The following is a 19,779-nucleotide window of genomic DNA, read 5'->3' as shown; positions in this document are numbered from 1 at the left end:
ATTAATCCGAAAAACTGCTGCATACTATGGGCGGATTTTTCTATCTTTGCGCCTCAGTTTTAAAATGCTTTTAACCAATTGTTATTATGGAATACAAATTCCGGGAAATTGAGCCAAAATGGCAGGCTTACTGGGAGAAAAACAACACTTTCAGAACCGAAAATGACTTTTCGAAACCCAAATATTATATCCTCGACATGTTTCCCTATCCTTCGGGAGCGGGCTTGCACGTGGGGCACCCCGAAGGATACACGGCAACCGACATCATCAGCCGTTACAAGCGGATGAAAGGGTTTAACGTGCTTCACCCGATGGGTTGGGACGCTTTTGGTTTGCCTGCCGAACAGTATGCCATTCAAACCGGAACACACCCGGCGATTACCACGCAGAAGAACTGTGACAATTTTCGCCGTCAAATTAAAACGCTGGGTCTAAGCTATGACTGGGATCGCGAAATCAACACCACCGATCCGAAATATTTCAAATGGACGCAATGGATCTTCACAAAATTATACCAGACCTGGTTTGATTATGAACAAGGAAAAGGGCGGCCCATCAGCGAATTACCGGTTCCTGCCGATATCGCGGCCAAGGGCGATCAGGCAGTAAAAGAATACATCGGTAAAAAACGCCTGGCCTATTACGATAATGCCCAGGTTTGGTGGTGCGCCAGTTGTAAAACGGTTTGCGCGAACGAGGAGGTGCTGACTGACGGTTCGCACGAAAAATGCGGTCATCAGGTCATCCGCAAAAACCTGAAACAATGGTTGTTGCGCATCCCGCATTATGCACAACGTTTGCTGGAAGGCCTCGATGAACTGGACTGGCCCGAAGGCGTGAAAGACATGCAGAAAAACTGGATCGGAAAATCAACCGGCGCTGAAGTGGATTTTGAACTGGCAGGATTGGGGAAAACATTACGCGTATACACCACGCGCCCCGATACCTTATTTGGGGCAACCTATATGGTGGTTTCTCCCGAACATCCGATGCTGGAAGAGGTTGTGACTTCAGATCGGACTGATGAAGTTAAAAAATATATCCAGGCCGCCTCGCTTAAATCGGATTTGGACCGTACCGAGCTGAATAAAGAAAAAACCGGCGTATTTACCGGTCGCTATGCCATCAACCCGGTTAACGGCGAACAAATCCCGATCTGGGTTGCCGATTATGTATTGATGGGCTACGGTACCGGCGCCATCATGGCTGTTCCGGCACACGACACACGCGACTTCGAGTTTGCCGAAAAGTTCAACATTCCCGTTGTTTGCATTCTCGACCCGAAAGATGCCGATGAAGAAATCCGCGCAAAGGTGCTGGCCGGCAAAGCTTGCTGGACCGAAGATGGCGCCTATATCAACTCGGCAAGCGACAAAACCGGGATGGATATCAACGGTTTGAATAAAAAAGAAGGCATTGCAAAAGTTGTTAACTGGCTCGAAGAAAAGGGAATTGGTAAAGCCACCACCAATTTTAAACTGCGCGACTGGCTGTTTAGCCGGCAGCGCTACTGGGGCGAACCTTTCCCGGTGATTCACTGGGAAGACGGCGAGATTTCACTGGTTGAAGATGAATTGCCGGTGACCTTGCCCGATCTGGAGAAGTTCGAACCGGGTGAAGGCGGCGAATCCCCCCTGGCCAATGCCGGCGACTGGCTGACCGTGACCGATAAAAACGGGCGTAAAGGCCGCCGCGAAACCAATACCATGCCTCAGTGGGCTGGTTCGTGCTGGTATTATCTGCGTTACATCGACCCCCAAAATGACGGGCAGATTTTCGACCCGAAACTGGAAAACTACTGGATGCCGGTTGACCTGTATATCGGCGGCGCTGAACATGCCGTACTGCACTTGCTGTATTCGCGCTTCTGGCATAAAGTATTATTCGACCTGGGAATTGTATCGACCGACGAACCATTTAAAAAGCTGTTTAACCAGGGAATGATCCTGGCATTCGCTTACGAAACCCAAACCGGAGCGAAAGTGACATCGGATCTGGTAGAAGAAAAAGACGGTAAATACGTTCATATCCAAACCGGTGAAGAATTGCGCCAGATTGTGGCAAAAATGTCAAAATCGTTGAAGAACGTGATTAACCCCGATGATGTGGTAGAAAAATACGGAGCCGATTCGCTTCGTCTGTACGAAATGTTTATGGGTCCGCTGGATGATACCAAGCCCTGGGCCGAAAACGGGGTGAAAGGCGTATTTGGTTTTCTCGGACGCGCCTGCCGTTTCTTCGGAAACATGGAAAACATCATCAGCAACCGTGAAGAAGATGCGGAAGTACTGAAACTTTTACAGCAAACCATCATTAAAGTGGGTAACGATATCGAAAACCTGAAATTTAATACAGGTATTTCTGCCCTGATGGTTTTCAATAACCTGGCAATCAAAAAAGGGCAGGTAACAAAAGAAACAGCCGAAACTTTTGCCAAAATCCTGTCTCCTTATGCCCCTCACCTGGCCGAAGAACTGTGGCAATTGTACGGACACAGCCAATCGTTGGCTTACGAGCCCTGGCCTGTTGCCGACCAAAGTCTGCTGGTGGAAGATTCGTTTGAATATCCGGTGTCATTCAACGGAAAAGTACGCTTTAAACTGAATGTGGCGGTTGATGCGGCTCATTCTGAAATTGAAAAGGCGGTACTCGGCCATGAACAGGCGCAAAAATGGCTGGCAGGCGGAGCGCCGAAAAAAGTCATCATCGTCCCGAAAAAGATTATTAACGTGGTGATGTAGTCGTGGTAATTTATTCGCGCAGCAGTTCAAAATTGAAAATATCCTGTTCCTTCCCGTTGATAATTAATGATACTTTGTGTGGTCCGGGATAAAATTTTCGTGTGGTAATGATTTTGAATTTTTGTTTTCGCTGCATGGTTACCGATTCGTTGGCCTGATAAACGCGCTCACTGATTTTGAAAACTTTTCTCGAGTGTTTGCCGTTTTGAAGAAGATAATAGATGGCATATTCCAGTCGTATGGTTTTGTCTGTTGGGCCTTTATGATGCAGCGTGAATGAGAAGAGCAAATCGTGTCCGGTTTTTACTTCTGGGGTATGAATCTTAACCTTTGACAGTTCAATCGCAGTATGATCATTTAGTCCGTAATAGTTCAACATCTCAGGATTGCCCTGTTTGAGAAGTGTCCTGCAGCCATGCCTGATTACACCGTCGGTCTCTTTGCTGACGCCTTTCCATTTTTGTGCAATCGCGATCACGATGTCCGGATGATCTTTTGAAATATCGTTCAGGCTATTGGCAACACTTCGTCTCACATATTCCGACGGGTCGTTTTTTAATTTTTCCAACAGGGGTAGTATGGGGGCCGGATCTTTTTTAAGCTCGGGTAAGGCGATTGCCCAAGGCAAACGGGGTCTTGTGCCTTCGCTGGCCAACCGTCTGACATGGTGGTTTTTGTGGGATGACCACCGGTGCATTTGCTGCAACATGTTGTCACCATATTTAATGATGAATGGCCGCACCGCGTATTCGCAGCTCGCGAATGGGGTTACAAACTCAATCAGGTTTATCGAATTTTTAAAATCATGCATTCCAAAAACTTCGATGTAGTCGGCCAGGAACATATATTCCAGGTTGGGTTCCCTGACATGATGTTGCCGGAGTTTTTCGATTATCTTTTCGATGGTCTTTGCCGCTTGCTGAAATTCTTCCGGTAAAAATTGATGCAACACGAGCGAGGTATGTCTCATGCGTTGCTTAAGTTCCTTGCCGGGCCAGTTTTCATCAAAAATCAGCTGCCTGAACTTTTCAGGGATAAAATCAGGAATAAGCTCTCCGAGTACTTGGGAAAAACCTTCATAAAACTCAGTAGAATAAATGTCTTTCAGTAAATTACCCATTTTAAATATTCTTCGTTTGTGATACGGTTCGCTATGTTCATGTTTTGGTAAAAATAGGATGGGATATTGACAACAGTATGTCAGTAGCGCTGATTTTTTTTCAAAAAAATGAATCAGTTTTGAAATTAAAATCAGAAAGAAAAATCATTCGCCCCTGTCCGGCACCCGAGTCCGTCAGCTTGGTTTAGTCAGTTTTTATCCGGTGAATTTGAAATTTTTGTTAATCCGGCAACAGATGACTTTTTCCCATATTTTCTTATCTTCAAAAGGTATTCTTTTGCAGCCGTTTTGCCGGTTATAACCGGTGAAAGCACACACAATAACAGATTAAAAAAGAAGCGATGACAGAAGAGCGCAAGGCAAAACTAAAAACAACTTTTGCCGATTATTTCGTTATTTCCCTGGGCATGGGGCTTTATGTCCTGTCGTGGACTATCTTCCTGATTCCGGCAGAAATTACCGGGGGTGGGATTAGCGGTTTGTCTGCCGTGATCTTTTACAGCAGTAAAATTCCGGTGGCGCTTTCTTATTTTATTATCAATGTGTTTCTCGTGGTCATCGCCATAAAAGTGTTGGGGGCCAATTTTGGTATCAAAACCATCTGGAGCATGTTGGTCGCTACCTTGCTTTTCTGGCTCACTCCGGGTTTGATCAAAGAACCGCTCATTGACGACACTTTCCTCTCGGCAGTTCTTGGCGCCATGATGGGCGGTATCGGTATTGGTATTGTATTTACCCGGGGCGGGAGCACCGGCGGCACCGACATCATTGCCATGATTGTGAATAAATACCGGAATGTAAGCCCGGGGCGGGTGATCATGTATTGCGATGTGATTATTATTGCATCCAGTTATTTTGTTTTTCAGTCACCCGCCAAGCTGGTTTACGGTTATGTAACCATGTGGGTTGTTTCGTATACAATCGATGCTTTTTTGAATGGAGCGAACGCATCTGCGCAAATTTTTATATTTTCGAAGAATTATCAGGAAATTGCGGATTACATTAATAAATATGTTGGCCGTGGGGCCACTGTAGTGGATGGTACCGGATGGTACACCCGCGAGCCGGTTAAAATAGTAATGACTGTTGTCCGCAAACGTGAGTCGAGTTTAATATTCAGAAAATTAAAAGAAATTGACCCGGATGCCTTTATTTCCATGGGAAGTGTCATGGGCGTTTACGGCCAAGGGTTCGAAAACATTAAAATTTAGCATGAAGAAGTTTTGGGTTGAAGGCGTATTTGTTTTTGTCAGTGTTGTTGTTATCGGTTTTGTATTCGCTGTTTTAAATGAACCGGAATCTCCGAACCTTGAACCCGAAGCCCTTTGTATTCCCGAACCGGTATTGAAATTCGGATTCCCGGTTGATTCGTTTATTATTGAACAGGCAACCGTTAAACGCAACCAGAACCTCTCCGATATTCTGGTGAAAGAAGGGATTTCTTACCAGGTGATTGATCAGATCGCGCGTAGCTCCAGGCAGGTATTTGATGTCAGGAAAATGAAACAGGACAATCCGTATTATTTTTTTTATACCCCCGACAGTCTGAAAAAACCGGTCTGTTTTATTTACGAAATTGACGCGATCAATTACGTTGTTTACCAGTTAAAAGACAGTTTACATATCTATCGGGGAGAAAAACCCGTTATAAAAGAAATCCGAACAGCCTCGGGCACCATCCGCTCTTCGCTATGGAATACGATGAAAGACAACCAGCTCAATCCGGTGCTGGCCATTGAACTGTCCGAGATTTACGCCTGGACCATCGACTTTTTTGGCATTCAGCGGGGCGATCAGTTTCGTGTGATTTATGAAGAAAGTTTTGTTGACAGTATTTCCGTTGGTATTAACAACATCTATGCCTGTCAGTTCCTGCATATGGATAAAGATTTTTTTGCATTTCGGTTCGAACAGGACAGCATCATGAGTTATTTTGATGAGGAAGGGAAGAGCCTGAAAAAAGCATTCCTGAAAGCTCCCCTGAAGTTTCCGCGCATCAGTTCCCATTTTTCGAACAGCCGGATGCACCCCATTCTGAAAATTGCCCGGGCGCACCATGGAATTGATTATGCCGCCCCGATCGGCACACCGGTCCAATCAATCGGCGATGGCGTGGTTACCCGTAAGGGATTCCAGGCAGGCGGGGGCGGAAATTATCTGTACATCAAGCACAATTCGGTATACACCACCTGTTATATGCACCTGAACAATTATGCAGCGGGAATTGCCCCGGGTGTCAGGGTGCGTCAGGGACAAGTCGTCGGTTATGTTGGCAAAACCGGACTGGCATCGGGCCCTCACCTCGATTTTCGCGTCTTCAGAAACGGTTCCCCCATGAACCCGCTCAAAGTCGAAGCTCCCCCTGTTGAACCGGTGCATGAAAAAAACATGCCGGAGTTCAGCCTTCTTAAAGATTCACTGAGCCTGGAACTGCAAAAAATCAGGTTTAACGATCCCGGCTAAGTCCCCGGATAATTTACAGAAAGACCGCCGGTCAAAATTCCAGATCGGCAATCTCTTCTTTTAATAAAAGTTCTTCAATGATGCGGGGGTAGTGTTCATACTCCAGCCGGTGAACCCTTTCGGCGAGCGTATCGGGGGTGTCGCCCGGCTCAACAGCACATTTGGCCTGAAAAATAATATCGCCGGCATCGTATTGTTCGTTCACGTAGTGGATGGTAATCCCGCTTTCTTTATCCTTACTTTTTATGACGGCCTCGTGGACATAATTCCCATACATGCCTTTTCCGCCGTACTTCGGCAACAATGCCGGGTGTATATTAATTACGATGAATTCTTCGGTCAGGTTGTGAGGTACCAGCCAGAGGAACCCGGCCAGAACAATCATGTCAACTTTTCGTTCACTCAGGGCTTCCAGCACCTCAATGCTCCGGTAGAGCTCGTCTTTGCCAAAGGTAAACGTTTCGATACCCAGTCGCTCAGCGCGAATCAAGGCATAAGCATGCTCGTTGTTTGACCACAGCGAATCAACAATAACATTCCGGCTGTTACGGAAATATTCGATAATATTCTGCGCGTTAGTGCCTGATCCTGAGGCAAAAATAGCGATCCTCTTCATAGAATATGTGTTAATTACAGCTTATTGAATATTAGACTAATTTGTTCAAATATAGTCTGCTTTAAAAGAATCTGTATCCTTTAAACAGCTATTTATTTCAAAATTTCTTTGATATATTTTGGGTAAATTTATTACTTTGCACCGGATTTTTTAAAAATAAAATTGAATATTAACTTAAAATTAGAACTATGTCTGACATTGCATCAAAAGTAAAGGCAATTATTGTCGACAAATTAGGTGTTGACGAAAGCGAAGTAACCAATGAAGCATCTTTTACAAATGACCTTGGCGCAGATTCACTTGACACGGTAGAGTTGATCATGGAATTTGAAAAAGAATTCGATTTGGCTATTCCGGACGATCAGGCTGAGAAAATTTCTACTGTAGGTGAGGCGATCTCTCACATCGAAGCAAACATCAAAAAGTAATAAATTAGAATTTATGGAATTAAAACGGGTAGTTATTACCGGACTTGGAACCGTAAACCCGCTTGGTAATTCTATTGAGGAATATTGGGAAGGGCTAAAAAACGGGGTGAGTGGATCTGCAAGGATCACCAAAATGAATATTGAGCTCCACAAAACCCAATTTGCATGTGAAGTAAAAGACTTTGATCCTGCATTATATGTAGAGAAAAAAGAAGTTCGGAAACACGATCCGTATACTCTGTATGCATTTGCCGCTGCCCAGCAGGCCATCGACGATTCAGGTCTCAACCTGGACGCGGTTGACAGAGACAGGGCCGGCGTTATTTGGGGAGCCGGAATCGGCGGTCTTCAGACTTTTTATGAAGAAGTGAAAGCCTACGATTTGGCCCGTCCCAAATTCAACCCTTTCTTTATTCCCAAGATGATTGCCAACATTGCCGGTGGATTAGTATCCATCCGCTTTGGATTCAGGGGACCAAACTTCACAACGGTATCTGCTTGTGCCTCGGCTTCACACGCCATGATCGAAGCGTTTAATTACATTCGCATGGGGAAAGCCAACCTGTTTATCACGGGAGGTTCCGAGGCTGCAATCAACGAAGCCGGCTTGTGTGGTTTCAATTCCATGCGTGCACTTTCAACACGGAATGATGACCCGGCAACAGCTTCCCGTCCTTTTGACAAAGACCGCGACGGTTTCGTCATGGGCGAAGGTTCAGGCGCTCTCATTTTTGAAGAGTATGAACATGCCGTTGCCCGTGGTGCAAAAATCTATGCTGAAGTTGTTGGTGGAGGAATGTCTGCTGACGCCTACCACATGACTGCCCCGGATCCGGACGGACTTGGTGCCTCTTTGGTCATGAAATGGGCCATTGAAGATGCCGGCATAAAACCAGAAGACATTGATTACATCAATGTTCATGGAACCTCTACTCCCCTGGGAGATATTGCTGAGCCGAAAGCAATTCTGAAAAACTTCGGCAAACATGCTTATAAACTTAGCATTAGCTCCACAAAGTCGATGACAGGCCACTTGCTGGGCGCCGCCGGTGCGGTTGAAGGAATTGCCTCTGTGATGGCTTTGCAACACGGGATTATCCCTCCGACAATCAACCATTTTACGGATGATCCGGAGATCGACGGTAATCTTGATTTTACCTTCAATGTTGCCAAGAAACGCGAGATCACTTACGCGCTTAGTAACACGTTCGGGTTTGGAGGTCACAATGCCACGGTAATTTTTAAGAAATATTAATATCGTGATAAGAACACTCGTTCAAAAAATAAAACTCTTTTCTTCTTCAGGGAAAGAGTTTTATTTATTTCTGAAGTCCCTGATTGGCCGTTATCCGGGCAACCTGAAACTTTATGAAACCGCCCTGATTCACAAATCGGCATCCAAGCTGGATTCGCAGCGGAACTGGGTAAATAATGAACGGCTCGAATACCTTGGAGATGCCATACTGGGCGCCGTCATCGCCGAGTTTCTGTATAACCGGTTTCCAAACCAGGATGAAGGCTTTCTCACACAAATGCGGTCGAAGCTGGTAAACCGCAGTTTTTTAACCGACCTGACTTATCAAACCGGCCTGAACAACTACATTAAGTCAAACACCAACAACACCATCGAAAACAGCCACATATACGGCGATGCACTGGAAGCGCTGATCGGCGCCCTTTACCTTGATAAAGGTTATCTGATTACCAAAGAATTCATTGTTAAAAAGCTTTTGCTGGAATATGTCGATCTGAAAGAAGTACAATCGACAAACACCAACTATAAAAGCCAGTTGATTGAATGGAGCCAGAAAAATAAAAAAGAAATCAATTTCGAAACTACCGAACGGCTAAACGGCGATGCCCGCGTACCCGCGTTCATTTCGGTAGTCACCGTCGAAGAGGAAGTGATTGGACGAGGCGAGGGAAGCTCCAAAAAAGAATCGCAGCAAAACGCATCCCGGAAAGCGATTGAACAACTGAAAAAGACACACCCGGTTTCGTTCTAAAAGAAAAGCGGGGCCAATTGACCCCGCTAAAAAACCAAAACCTAAATTCACCTTGTAAAAAACTCAGTTAAACCCCAAATTAGAAAAGACATTTCATTTGTCTGTTTCTTTAACAAAGATAAATATTAATAACCAATAGCCGGTGCTAATAAATGTTAAAGCCTGTTAACTATATTCAGCGCGTATTGGCAAGAATATACTGAAAATCAGCCTGTGTTAAATATTGTTAAGCTCTGAATTACCGTATTTTTTAAAGGTTATCTTTGTGTTATGAGCAGGAAAGTTATTATTAGTTTGATCGTTTTGATGGCTTCGGTGATGACCAGCCTCATTCTGATCCAGACAAACTCAATAAAAAAAGCTTTTGATATCCGTGAGGAGCAGTTTGACCAAACGGTGAGCCGTGCTTTGCGGCGGGTGATTGACCGGCTGGAGAGGGAGGAAACATCGCGTGTAGTAACCGGAACATTCAATGCTTCGGGCAGCACCAGGCAACTTTTCCCGAATATCGGGAGAAGCGGTAACATGATGCCGCAACGGCAACAACAAAGCGATATTAACATCTCGTTCCGGTTTTTCCAGCAGTCAGGTTCGGTTACCTATAACGATGAATTTTCGGTCCGTTATTCCGATACCCTTGTTTACCTGCAGAATGAGCGGGGACGGCCGGGCGAATTTCCTTCGGCCTTCGATATGTTTCACGACTACGACAGCTACATCAGCCAACAATACGAACAACGGATCGATGAGCGGGCCGAAATGTTCCGGATCATTCAGAATCAGGCCATCTTCTCTCAGCTTCCTTTGAAAGAACGGATCAACCAGCAACAACTGGAACACACGCTAAAAACCGAACTGAGGAACAACGGCATCGACCTCGACTTTAAGTATGCCGTAAAAACATATCCTTTCGGCGAAGAACAATTTGTTTTTGGAAATACCGGCTATCAACCAAACAAACGAAAAGAATACCGCGATGTTTTATTTCCAAGAGACGTGGTGGAAGGGCCAAAGCCCAATTACCTCCGTCTCTATTTTCCGCAAAGGGATACCTACCTGCTGAAAGAAACCGGCATTATGGTGATCCCCACGGCCATCCTGACGATCATGCTGATTGCTATTTTCGTGTATACCATCATGATTATCCTGAAGCAGAAGAAGTTGTCAATCATCAAGAACGACTTCATCAACAACATGACCCATGAGCTGAAAACGCCGATATCTACAATATCCTTAGCCAGTCAGATGCTGCACGATAACAGCATTTCGAATACCCAGAAAACCGTAGAACACATCTCCAACGTGATTTTGCAGGAAAGTAAACGTCTGAGTTTTCAGGTCGAAAAGGTGCTTCAAATGGCTGTTTTTAATGAAGGACGGCTGAAGCTGAAATTTAAAGAATTTCATTTTAATCAGCTGATCAACAATGTGATCCTCAATTTTGAGCTGCGGGTTAAAAATAAAGGCGGAAAACTTGAATCGGAACTTCTCGCTGAAAAAGATTTGGTCAAAGGCGATGAAGTGCACATCACCAACGTGATCTTTAACCTACTTGACAATGCCGTAAAATACAGTAAAGAAGAGCCTGAGATCCGGATTGCCACTGAAAACAAAGGCGAGTATTTGGTCGTATCGGTTAAAGACAACGGGATCGGCATTGCCAAAGAACATCAGGACCAGATTTTTGAGCGGTTTTTCCGCGTTCCTACCGGTAATGTGCACGATGTAAAAGGATTTGGTCTGGGCTTAAGCTATGTGAAGAAAATTATTGATTCCCACCAGGGAAAAATCAAAGTCGAAAGTGTCGTGAATAAGGGAACGAAATTTGTAATTTATTTCCCGCTTAATACAAAAGAAAATGGAAACAAAAGCAAAACTTTTATTGGCCGAAGACGATGAGAACTTAGGTCTGTTGTTAAAAGAATATTTAATTGCAAAAGGATATAATACCGATCTGTTCGGAGATGGCGAAGCTGCTTACGCCGGGTTTAAAAAGAATGAATATCACCTGTGTATCCTGGATATTATGATGCCAAAAAAGGACGGCATCACCCTGGCGCGCGACATCCGGCTGATCAACCAGGATATTCCGATCATCTTTCTGACCGCTAAAAACATGAAAGAAGATGTTTTGGAAGGTTTCCGCATCGGGGCGGATGACTACATGACGAAACCGTTCAGCATGGAAGAACTTATTTTTCGGATCGAAGCCATCCTGCGCCGCACCACCGCCGACGGGAAAACGGCAGAGCAAGCCGTTTACAGGCTTGGCCGGTATACCTTTGATCCCCGGAAACAGGTTTTGCTCGATGAGGGTGAAGAAACCATCAAACTTACTACCAAAGAATCTGAATTACTGCGTTTGCTGTGTAACAACGCCAACAAGGTGCTGGAACGGAATTTTGCCCTTAAAACCATATGGATTGACGACAACTACTTTAACGCCAGGAGTATGGATGTTTACATCACCAAATTGCGTAAACATTTAAAAGATGAACCTTCGGTCGAAATCATCAACGTGCACGGCAAGGGCTATAAACTGATCATGGAATAAATAACCGCCTGATTTTTTAAATACCGGGCTTGTTTGTGAATGTGAAAATCACTGACAAGCCTTTTTTATTTTGCAGAAACGACACAGCGGAAACCGGTATGGTTCATGCTGGTATCCCAGGTGTTTTTCATACGTGCGCCAACCCGGAATCCTGAACAATATTGATCGTTACATAAAAATGATCCGCCGCGGATGACTTTTTTTTCGGCATAGGGTTCATCCGGGTCAAATGATTTTTCAGGCCCCTGCGGGTCTTCAATGATCCGGCGCTCCAGACTGGTCTGATAATAGTCGGCCCGGTACCAGTCGGAGCACCATTCCCATACATTACCTGCCATATCATACAGTCCGTAACCATTGGGGCGGTATTGCTTTACCGGAGCAGTCAGCACGTATCCGTCTTTTCCGGTGTTCTGGTGCGGAAAGTTTCCGTCCCAGGAATTTGCTTTTGCTTCGCCCCGCGTAATCAGCTCATTTCCCCAAGGATACACCGGATCCTTAAGCCCTCCCCGTGAGGCATATTCCCATTCTGCTTCGGTGGGTAAGCGTTTACCTGCCCACCGGGCGTAAGCCAGAGCATCTTCCCACGAAACATGGACCACCGGGTGGTCGTCCATTCCATCGATGGAAGTTCCGGGTCCCCCCGGGTTTCGCCAGTTGGCGCCGGCTACCCATTCCCACCAGCGGGAGTAGTCGTTCAGCGGGACAGGTTGTGTTGTTTGTTTGAAAACCAGGGATGCCGCGACCAGGACAGCGTCGTCAGGCCTTGGTGTTCCCGGAGGCAACTGCTTCTTCAATTCTTCCCAGTCGGGTTTGCGTTCGGCTGTTGTCACGTATGCGGTGGCTTCAGTAAATTCGCGAAATTGTCTGTTCGTTACTTCATGTTCATCCATGTAAAATGCCGAAACTGAAGCCGGGTGTTTGGGAAACTCATCCGGCCGGCCCCAGACCGAATCGCCGCCCATCATGAATGTTCCGCCGGGAATGTATACCATTCCTTCGAGCGAGGCCGGTTTGTCGCCGGTTACCTCTTCCGGATGGGTGTTGACCTGAAGCCGGGACGGTAAATTTGCACAACACGAAGTCAATGAGTCGGCCGTAGCCTGCGTATCTGCTTCTTTCTTATTATTTTTGGATTGACACCCGACGAACAGGATCAGGGAAAGCATGAAGAGGAAAACTTTCATTTTTACACTTTTTTTATGAGAACAAGAATACAGCGAAAGTGTTTATCGTTCCTGTTAATTGGAAGAAGTTTTAATATCCGGTTGAATCTGTTAAATTCGTGTAATCAAAATAAATCTCATGAAATCACCCAAACTTGCTGAAAGTTGCTGGAAAACGATCAAAGACCAACGAGTTGAATTGGTTGTCCTGCCGTGGGGGGCTACCGAGGCGCATAATTACCACCTGCCGTATGCAACCGATAATTACCAGATTGAAGCCATCTCGGCCGAAGCGGCACAAGAAGCCAATAAGCAAGGTGCACAGGTCATCGTGTTGCCCGCCGTTCCGTTTGGCGTAAATACGGGCCAATCCGATATTAAACTGACGATCAACCTGAACCCGTCGACCCAGGCGCGCATTTTGCACGATGTGGCCGATTCATTAAACCGCCAGGGGTTTCGTAAACTGCTCATCATAAACGGGCATGGTGGCAACGACTTCAATCAGATGGTTAGGGAACTTAACCTGGAATTTCCGGACTTGTTCATCTGTGTCAGCCACTGGTTTAAGATGCCGGGACGCGAGAACTTCTTCACGCAGCCAGGCGACCACGCCGATGAAACCGAAACCAGCCTGATGTTACACCTGAAACCGGAACTGGTTTTACCGTTGGACGAAGCGGGAGAGGGGCATAGTAAAAAATTCAGGGTTAAAGCGCTGAACCAGAATTGGGCCTGGGCCGAACGCCAATGGACACAGGTGACCACTGACACCGGAATCGGAAACCCCAAATTGGCTACGAGAGAAAAAGGGCGTCGCTTTTTCGAGTACCTGGTCAAACAATACAGCGAATTTATGCTGGAACTGTCAAATCTCAATCTAAAAGAGATTTACGAATAAAGGCAAGCGCTAATTTTCCTGGCCGAATAAGTCGAAAGCCTGGGCAATTTGCTCCTGTTTTCCTAAAATATAAACGGTGTCCGATTCCTGGAGCGACACGTCCGGGTCCGGATGTTCCATCAGATCGTCTTTTCGCAGGATGGCCAGTAAGGTGATGTCGTAAACCTTTCGGAACTGGATTTCACGAATGCTCTTTCCAATCAGGCCTGAGCCTTCGCGAACTTTCAGGGCAACAATATTCAGGTTGGGAAGTTCTTTAAAGATTTGGTTGGAGTCATCCGACTCATCACGGAAGATCCCGTAATGATGATCACGGATTTTGGCTACCACCCGGTTAATTTCCCGTTGTGGGATCAGCCTTTTGTTCAATACCCGATCGAAGAGGTTGATGGCTGTTTCAAATTCCTCAGGAATGACCTGATTGGCCCCGTTTCGGTAAAGTTCTTCAACATCAGACACATATTTGGTGCGGACAATGATGAAAATTTGCGGATTGAGATGCCGGATCCGTTCAATGATTGTCGTGGCAACAATCAAATTTCCGACCGACAAAACAACAATATCAGCCGTTTGGATGTGTGCTTTTTCCAGGATGGGTTCATTGGTGGCATCACCGTAGATCACGGTTTCGCCCCGACCCTGCATTTTTTTAACAGTACCCGGATCAAAAACGATGGATATATACGGAATATCCAGGTGTTTGGCCATGACCGACAGGTTGACCGAACGAGAGTCCTTCCCGATAAAAACAACATGATCGTGTAAATCAGGTATTTCTATCTGAGGTAAAGGAAACAGTCCTTCGATCACATAAGCCGGCAGGGGCAATTTTAAGATCCGGTTAGCAACCGGGCGCGAGATCATAATCAGTAATGGGGTTACCGACATACTGACAATGGCTGTTGCCAGAAACAGTTGGTAATAGTACGGAGGAATGATCTCGAACTTCAGGCCTGACTGGGCCAGGATAAACGAGAATTCGCCAACCTGGCACAAGGCAAAACCAACCATGATGGTCCCGCGGAGCGTATGCCCAAGCACAAATGCCGTACCCGACGCAATCAGCATCTTGATGACCAGAACCAGTAAAACTGTGGAGAATACCAGGCCCGGATGATTGGCGATAAAACTCAGATCGAGCAACATGCCTATACTCACAAAAAAGAAACTGGTGAAAGTATCTTTAAACGGGATCAGATGGCCGAACGCGTTGGCGCTGTATTCCGATTCGGAGATCATCAGGCCGGCGAGGAACGCGCCAAAGGCCAGTGAAATACCCATTTTCGAGGTCAGCAGGGCCACCGACAGGCAAATCACAAAAATGCACATCATAAACAGCTCCTGATTTTTGGTATGGGCCACCATTTCGAGCAATTTGGGCATAAGCCACCGGTTCCCGATATACACCAGTCCGATCAGGATCACTGTTTTTCCAAGCAACAAAAGCAACTGATCTCCTTGTCCGCTGACTTCGCCTCCCAGCACCGGGGTAAAAAGGAGCAAAGGGATTAGAATAATATCCTGGAAGATTAAAATGCCAACCACGGTGCGACCGTAATTTGAAGTAATTTCAGAGCGTTCCTGCATCAGCTTTAAAACCACGGCGGTACTACTCAGCGCGGTTAAGAAACCCACAAAAAGAGCGCTTTCCCAGCCCAGCTGATACAAGCGGGCAACCAGCATGGTAACACCGGCGGTTAAAATCAACTGCATAAAACCGCCGGCAAACACAATCTTCCTGATCTTGAATAAGTGGTTGATTGAAAATTCCAGACCGATGGTAAACATCAGCAGCACAACGCCGATTTCGGCTAACAATTCAATCTGATGAGGCGAGCCGATTAAACCCAACGCGTAAGGTCCGGCAACAACTCCGGTTAAAAGATAACCAATGATGGTCGGTACTTTGATCCTGGTAAACAAGTAATTTACCGCGGTAGATAAGGCAAAAATAGTGACGATATCTTTTAACAGGCCCAATTCCATAGGTTCGGTTTCCGTTTTTTCAGAATAACGTCCGGCGAACAGATAAATTTCAGTTTCCGGGTAATTTATGTTCCGTTTAATCCAGTTTTAAAACAGCCATGAACGCTTTTTGTGGTACCTCCACGTTGCCTACCTGCTTCATCCGTTTCTTACCTTTCTTCTGTTTTTCAAGCAGTTTTCGCTTCCGGGTAATATCGCCGCCGTAACACTTGGCCGTTACATCCTTTCGTACTGCCTTAATGGTTTCGCGGGCGATAATTTTGGCTCCAATAGCCGCCTGAATCGCGATATCGAACTGCTGGCGAGGGATCAATTCTTTCAGTTTTTCGCACATGCGGCGTCCCAGGTTGTAGGCATTGTCGAAGTGAATCAGCGACGACAATGCATCTACCATTTCGCCGTTTAGCAGGATATCCAGACGAACCAGTTTGGCCGGTTTGTAGCCGGTCATGTGGTAGTCAAACGAAGCATATCCACGCGAGATAGACTTCAGCTTATCGTAGAAATCGAATACGATTTCGCCCAAAGGCAGGTCGAAGGTCAGCTCGGCGCGTTCGGCAGTCAGGTAATCCTGTTTGGTCAGGGTGCCTCTTTTTTCAAGGCAGAGCGTCATCACCTGGCCGATGTAATCTGATTTTGTAATGATTTGTGCCCGGATATACGGTTCTTCAATTTCATTAATTTTGTTGGCCGACGGCATCCCGCTGGGATTGTAAACCTGGAGGGTTTCATCATCGGTGGTGTGTACGCGGTACGACACGTTCGGCACGGTGGTAATCACATTCATGTCGAATTCGCGATCCAGGCGTTCCTGAATGATTTCCATATGCAACATGCCCAGAAATCCGCAGCGAAACCCGAACCCCAGTGCGGCCGACGCTTCCGGCTCATAGGTGAGTGATGCATCGTTCAACTGCAGTTTCTCCATCGACGAACGGAGGTCTTCATAATCTTCGGCATCAATCGGGTAAACTCCTGCAAATACCATCGGTTTTACTTCTTCAAATCCCTCAATGGCTTTGTCGCAGGGCCGCATCCGGTGGGTAATGGTGTCGCCCACTTTCACCTCTTTGGCCATTTTAATTCCTGAGATAATATAACCCACGTCGCCGGCGCTTAGGCTGGCCCGGGGTTCCAGTCCCAATCGAAGTACCCCGATTTCATCGGCATCGTATTCTTTTTTCGTGTTGACGAACTTGACCAGATCGCCTTTTTTGATGGTGCCGTTCTCGATTTTAAAATAGGCGATGACCCCTCTGAACGAGTTGAAAACCGAGTCAAAGATCAAGGCTTGCAAGGGAGCTTCGGGGTCGCCTTTGGGCGCGGGAATTACTTCGACAATCCGGCGCAGGATGTCTTCCACGCCTTCGCCGGTTTTTCCGCTGGCCCGGATAATATCCGTCCGTTTACATCCGATCAGGTCGATAATTTGTTCTTCTACCACTTCGGGCATGGCGTTGGGGAGGTCCATTTTGTTCAGCACGGGAATAATTTCGAGGTCGTGCTCCAGGGCCAGGTACAAATTTGAGATGGTCTGGGCCTGGATTCCCTGCGTTGAATCCACGATGAGCAGGGCGCCTTCGCATGCAGCAATGGAACGGGAAACTTCGTAGGAAAAGTCGACATGTCCCGGGGTATCGATCAGGTTCAACACATATTTTTCACCATCCTGTTCATAATCCATCTGAATGGCGTGGCTTTTAATGGTAATCCCACGCTCTTTTTCCAGGTCCATATTATCGAGCACCTGCTCCTGCATGTCCCGTTCGCTCACGGTTTTGGTAAATTCGAGCAATCGGTCAGCCAAGGTGCTTTTTCCGTGATCAATATGTGCAATAATGCAAAAGTTACGAATTCTGTTCATCTGAATTTTGTGTTTTTGTCTTCGAAACCGCCGCTATTTGAATGATTTAATCCATCTGTGCCGTATCATACAGGGCCATCCCCTCCGATCATGCTTCAATAAACTATCAATCAACCACTCCGGCAATGATTTTGCGCAAAGATATTTAAATTTTGGGAACAATTACAGGGCCTGACGCGGTTAACTGCTCTCTTTTCGTACATCTGCCGTATAATTCAGTTATCTTTGCAACTTTGAAAATCAGTTCAGATGGATCATTTTCTCGTTATTTCAATCGGCTTGTTGTCACAGATTCTGTTTTTTGGAAGGACAATTGTCCAGTGGTTTAAATCGGAGCATGAAGGGAAGGTTTTATCGCCCACCTTATTTTGGAAAATTAGCTTGCTTGCCTCGGTTTTAATGATCATATACGGAATTTTAAGAGACGACGCCGCTATCCTGATCGGGCAAATTCTGGTGTATTTTATTTATGTTCGGAATATTCAGTTAAAAGGAGACTGGAAGCCCATGTCCCGGGTTTTTCGTGCAGGTATTTTGGTGACACCGGTATTCATCCTGGGGTTCCTTTTTTTTGGAACAGCCTATACGCTGGATACCTTCTTTAAAAATGAAAACAATCCTTTATTGCTGATGATTTGGGGAATTTTGGCCCAGATCATTTTTATTTCCCGGTTCTTTTACCAGTGGCTTTATTCCGAGAACAAAAAAGAATCGGTTTTGCCGGTTGGTTTCTGGGTCATCAGTATTTGCGGGTCGGCCATGATCTTTATCTACGGTTTGCTGCGCTTCGACCTGGTTTTGCTTGCATCCCACAGTTTGGGATTGTTTATTTACCTGAGAAATATCCTGATCCATTATAACAGGAAAAGTTTATTCAGCCGGTTAAATATTCCGGCAGTTCACAAACTGATCGCCTACGTATCCGAAAAAATTAAATAACATGGCAACGATTGTAGTTACCGGTTGTGCCGGATTTATTGGTTCGCATCTTTGCGAGAAACTGTTGACAGATGGTCATCGGGTGATTGGCATCGATAATTTCGATCCTTTTTATGATAAAACCGTCAAGCAACGGAACCTGAGCGGATTCCGCTTTAATCCCGACTTCGATTTTTTTGAATTTGACCTGGCTGATTTTAGGGTGTTGTCGGCCAGTCTCGAAGGAAAATCCATTGATGCCATTGTTCATCTGGCCGGGAAAGCAGGTGTGCGACCATCGATTGAAGATCCGGCGGGCTACATTCGCGCCAACATCGTCGCTACCCAAAATTTGCTGGACCTGATGAAAAACAGAGGGATCAAAAAGATGGCTTTTGCTTCGTCTTCGTCGGTTTACGGGAATAGTAAAGAAATCCCGTTTCACGAGGAACAGGATGTGAGTAATCCGATTTCTCCCTATGCCTTCACAAAAAAAGCCTGCGAGTTGATTAACTATACCTATCATTCACTTTACGGGCTCGATATTGTTAATATGCGCTTCTTCACGGTATTCGGCCCCCGCCAGCGTCCCGATCTGGCCATTCATAAATTTACCCGCCTGATTATGAATGAACAGGAAATCCCGATGTTTGGCGATGGAAGTACATCGCGCGATTATACCTATTACGAAGACACGGTTGACGGCATTTGCCGGGCCCTCGGCTACCTGTTTGAAAACGACCAGGTGTACGAAACGGTCAATCTGGGCAACAACCAGCCGGTAACCCTGAGCGATATGATTGCGGCTATTGAAAAGGCCACCGGGAAAAAGGCCCGGATCAAACAACTCCCGATGCAGGCAGGTGATGTAGACATTACCTTTGCCAACATCGGCAAAGCGAACCGACTGTTTGGTTACCAGCCAAAATTTGCATTCGAAGAAGGTGTAAAAAATTTTGTACGCTGGTACAGGGAAATTGCTCCTGAATAAACGGTTTTTTTGACTGGCGGCATGA

Annotated in this window: 16 protein-coding genes; 11 read left to right on the top strand and 5 right to left on the bottom strand. The window is 46.0% G+C overall.

What is annotated here, in order from left to right; all coding sequences use genetic code 11:
* Nucleotides 1-86: 86 nt before the first annotated feature.
* Nucleotides 87-2,741 carry a leucine--tRNA ligase gene (gene leuS / locus ACOIT5_RS03050; protein WP_423128998.1) on the top strand — a complete coding sequence of 885 codons (2,655 nt, stop codon included), beginning with the start codon at nucleotides 87-89 and terminating at the stop codon, nucleotides 2,739-2,741.
* A 10-nt stretch (nucleotides 2,742-2,751) separates the two neighbouring features.
* Here leuS and ACOIT5_RS03045 read toward each other — a convergent pair whose 3' ends face one another.
* Nucleotides 2,752-3,861, bottom strand: a complete 1,110-nt coding sequence (locus ACOIT5_RS03045; RefSeq protein ID WP_423128997.1) for a DNA alkylation repair protein — start codon at nucleotides 3,859-3,861, stop codon at nucleotides 2,752-2,754.
* 341 nt (nucleotides 3,862-4,202) lie between these two features.
* Here ACOIT5_RS03045 and ACOIT5_RS03040 point away from each other — a divergent pair, with 341 nt between their 5' ends.
* Both ACOIT5_RS03040 and ACOIT5_RS03035 read left to right on the top strand, forming a co-directional pair.
* On the top strand, nucleotides 4,203-5,072 hold the full coding sequence (locus ACOIT5_RS03040) for a YitT family protein (RefSeq protein ID WP_423128996.1): 870 nt from the start codon (nucleotides 4,203-4,205) through the stop codon (nucleotides 5,070-5,072).
* 1 nt (nucleotide 5,073) lies between these two features.
* Nucleotides 5,074-6,324 carry a peptidoglycan DD-metalloendopeptidase family protein gene (locus ACOIT5_RS03035; protein WP_423128995.1) on the top strand — a complete coding sequence of 417 codons (1,251 nt, stop codon included), beginning with the start codon at nucleotides 5,074-5,076 and terminating at the stop codon, nucleotides 6,322-6,324.
* A 31-nt stretch (nucleotides 6,325-6,355) separates the two neighbouring features.
* Here ACOIT5_RS03035 and ACOIT5_RS03030 read toward each other — a convergent pair whose 3' ends face one another.
* On the bottom strand, nucleotides 6,356-6,940 hold the full coding sequence (locus ACOIT5_RS03030; RefSeq protein WP_423128994.1) for a phosphoribosylglycinamide formyltransferase: 585 nt from the start codon (nucleotides 6,938-6,940) through the stop codon (nucleotides 6,356-6,358).
* Between the two features lie 188 nt (nucleotides 6,941-7,128).
* Here ACOIT5_RS03030 and ACOIT5_RS03025 point away from each other — a divergent pair, with 188 nt between their 5' ends.
* From ACOIT5_RS03025 to ACOIT5_RS03005, 5 genes are all read left to right on the top strand, one after another.
* Nucleotides 7,129-7,368 carry an acyl carrier protein gene (locus ACOIT5_RS03025; RefSeq protein ID WP_423128993.1) on the top strand — a complete coding sequence of 80 codons (240 nt, stop codon included), beginning with the start codon at nucleotides 7,129-7,131 and terminating at the stop codon, nucleotides 7,366-7,368.
* A 13-nt stretch (nucleotides 7,369-7,381) separates the two neighbouring features.
* Nucleotides 7,382-8,623 carry a beta-ketoacyl-ACP synthase II gene (gene fabF / locus ACOIT5_RS03020; RefSeq protein WP_423128992.1) on the top strand — a complete coding sequence of 414 codons (1,242 nt, stop codon included), beginning with the start codon at nucleotides 7,382-7,384 and terminating at the stop codon, nucleotides 8,621-8,623.
* Nucleotides 8,624-8,627: 4 nt separating this feature from the next.
* Nucleotides 8,628-9,374: a ribonuclease III gene (gene rnc, locus ACOIT5_RS03015; RefSeq protein ID WP_423128991.1), complete on the top strand. Its 747-nt coding sequence runs from the start codon at nucleotides 8,628-8,630 to the stop codon at nucleotides 9,372-9,374.
* Nucleotides 9,375-9,644: 270 nt separating this feature from the next.
* Nucleotides 9,645-11,273: a sensor histidine kinase gene (locus ACOIT5_RS03010; RefSeq protein ID WP_423128990.1), complete on the top strand. Its 1,629-nt coding sequence runs from the start codon at nucleotides 9,645-9,647 to the stop codon at nucleotides 11,271-11,273.
* Nucleotides 11,233-11,928 carry a response regulator transcription factor gene (locus ACOIT5_RS03005; RefSeq protein WP_423128989.1) on the top strand — a complete coding sequence of 232 codons (696 nt, stop codon included), beginning with the start codon at nucleotides 11,233-11,235 and terminating at the stop codon, nucleotides 11,926-11,928. Before ACOIT5_RS03010 ends, ACOIT5_RS03005 begins: the two co-directional genes overlap by 41 nt.
* A gap of 65 nt (nucleotides 11,929-11,993) precedes the next feature.
* Here ACOIT5_RS03005 and ACOIT5_RS03000 read toward each other — a convergent pair whose 3' ends face one another.
* Nucleotides 11,994-13,115 (bottom strand): formylglycine-generating enzyme family protein, encoded by a 1,122-nt coding sequence (locus ACOIT5_RS03000; RefSeq protein ID WP_423128988.1) that lies wholly within the window; start codon nucleotides 13,113-13,115, stop codon nucleotides 11,994-11,996.
* A 118-nt stretch (nucleotides 13,116-13,233) separates the two neighbouring features.
* Between ACOIT5_RS03000 and ACOIT5_RS02995 the strand changes: the two genes are divergently transcribed.
* Nucleotides 13,234-13,995, top strand: coding sequence for a creatininase family protein (locus ACOIT5_RS02995; protein WP_423128987.1), 762 nt, complete (start codon nucleotides 13,234-13,236; stop codon nucleotides 13,993-13,995).
* A 9-nt stretch (nucleotides 13,996-14,004) separates the two neighbouring features.
* Here the strand turns inward: ACOIT5_RS02995 and ACOIT5_RS02990 are convergent, their stop codons facing one another.
* Entirely contained in the window at nucleotides 14,005-15,981 is a 1,977-nt protein-coding gene (locus ACOIT5_RS02990; RefSeq protein ID WP_423128986.1) for a cation:proton antiporter, read from the bottom strand.
* Nucleotides 15,982-16,057: 76 nt separating this feature from the next.
* A complete protein-coding gene (gene lepA / locus ACOIT5_RS02985) occupies nucleotides 16,058-17,845 on the bottom strand; it encodes a translation elongation factor 4 (RefSeq protein WP_423128985.1) in 1,788 nt (595 codons plus the stop codon).
* A 249-nt stretch (nucleotides 17,846-18,094) separates the two neighbouring features.
* Here lepA and ACOIT5_RS02980 point away from each other — a divergent pair, with 249 nt between their 5' ends.
* Together ACOIT5_RS02980 and ACOIT5_RS02975 are read left to right on the top strand one after the other, a co-directional pair.
* Nucleotides 18,095-18,784 (top strand): lipid-A-disaccharide synthase N-terminal domain-containing protein, encoded by a 690-nt coding sequence (locus ACOIT5_RS02980; RefSeq protein ID WP_423128984.1) that lies wholly within the window; start codon nucleotides 18,095-18,097, stop codon nucleotides 18,782-18,784.
* Nucleotide 18,785: 1 nt separating this feature from the next.
* Complete coding sequence (locus ACOIT5_RS02975; RefSeq protein ID WP_423128983.1) at nucleotides 18,786-19,754, top strand: GDP-mannose 4,6-dehydratase; 969 nt, start codon at nucleotides 18,786-18,788, stop codon at nucleotides 19,752-19,754.
* The last annotated feature ends 25 nt before the right edge of the window (nucleotides 19,755-19,779 follow it).

The sequence above is a fragment of the Gaoshiqia hydrogeniformans genome, from assembly GCF_049347105.1.
Taxonomy (GTDB): Bacteria; Bacteroidota; Bacteroidia; order Bacteroidales; family Prolixibacteraceae; genus Gaoshiqia; species Gaoshiqia hydrogeniformans.
The sequence above is the reverse complement of the archived record's forward strand: the minus strand, read 5'-3'. Positions and strand labels throughout refer to the sequence as shown.

What these genes read in the sequence shown, in the direction of transcription:
- ACOIT5_RS03005 (WP_423128989.1), top strand. Translation starts at nt 11,233, where the DNA reads ATGGAAACAAAAGCAAAACTTTTATTGGCCGAAGACGATGAGAACTTA.
- fabF (WP_423128992.1), top strand. Translation starts at nt 7,382, where the DNA reads ATGGAATTAAAACGGGTAGTTATTACCGGACTTGGAACCGTAAACCCG.
- ACOIT5_RS02995 (WP_423128987.1), top strand. Translation starts at nt 13,234, where the DNA reads ATGAAATCACCCAAACTTGCTGAAAGTTGCTGGAAAACGATCAAAGAC.
- ACOIT5_RS03010 (WP_423128990.1), top strand. Translation starts at nt 9,645, where the DNA reads ATGAGCAGGAAAGTTATTATTAGTTTGATCGTTTTGATGGCTTCGGTG.
- ACOIT5_RS03025 (WP_423128993.1), top strand. Translation starts at nt 7,129, where the DNA reads ATGTCTGACATTGCATCAAAAGTAAAGGCAATTATTGTCGACAAATTA.
- ACOIT5_RS03000 (WP_423128988.1), bottom strand. Translation starts at nt 13,115, where the DNA reads ATGAAAGTTTTCCTCTTCATGCTTTCCCTGATCCTGTTCGTCGGGTGT.
- ACOIT5_RS03040 (WP_423128996.1), top strand. Translation starts at nt 4,203, where the DNA reads ATGACAGAAGAGCGCAAGGCAAAACTAAAAACAACTTTTGCCGATTAT.
- ACOIT5_RS02975 (WP_423128983.1), top strand. Translation starts at nt 18,786, where the DNA reads ATGGCAACGATTGTAGTTACCGGTTGTGCCGGATTTATTGGTTCGCAT.
- ACOIT5_RS02980 (WP_423128984.1), top strand. Translation starts at nt 18,095, where the DNA reads ATGGATCATTTTCTCGTTATTTCAATCGGCTTGTTGTCACAGATTCTG.
- ACOIT5_RS02990 (WP_423128986.1), bottom strand. Translation starts at nt 15,981, where the DNA reads ATGGAATTGGGCCTGTTAAAAGATATCGTCACTATTTTTGCCTTATCT.
- ACOIT5_RS03035 (WP_423128995.1), top strand. Translation starts at nt 5,074, where the DNA reads ATGAAGAAGTTTTGGGTTGAAGGCGTATTTGTTTTTGTCAGTGTTGTT.
- lepA (WP_423128985.1), bottom strand. Translation starts at nt 17,845, where the DNA reads ATGAACAGAATTCGTAACTTTTGCATTATTGCACATATTGATCACGGA.
- ACOIT5_RS03045 (WP_423128997.1), bottom strand. Translation starts at nt 3,861, where the DNA reads ATGGGTAATTTACTGAAAGACATTTATTCTACTGAGTTTTATGAAGGT.
- leuS (WP_423128998.1), top strand. Translation starts at nt 87, where the DNA reads ATGGAATACAAATTCCGGGAAATTGAGCCAAAATGGCAGGCTTACTGG.
- ACOIT5_RS03030 (WP_423128994.1), bottom strand. Translation starts at nt 6,940, where the DNA reads ATGAAGAGGATCGCTATTTTTGCCTCAGGATCAGGCACTAACGCGCAG.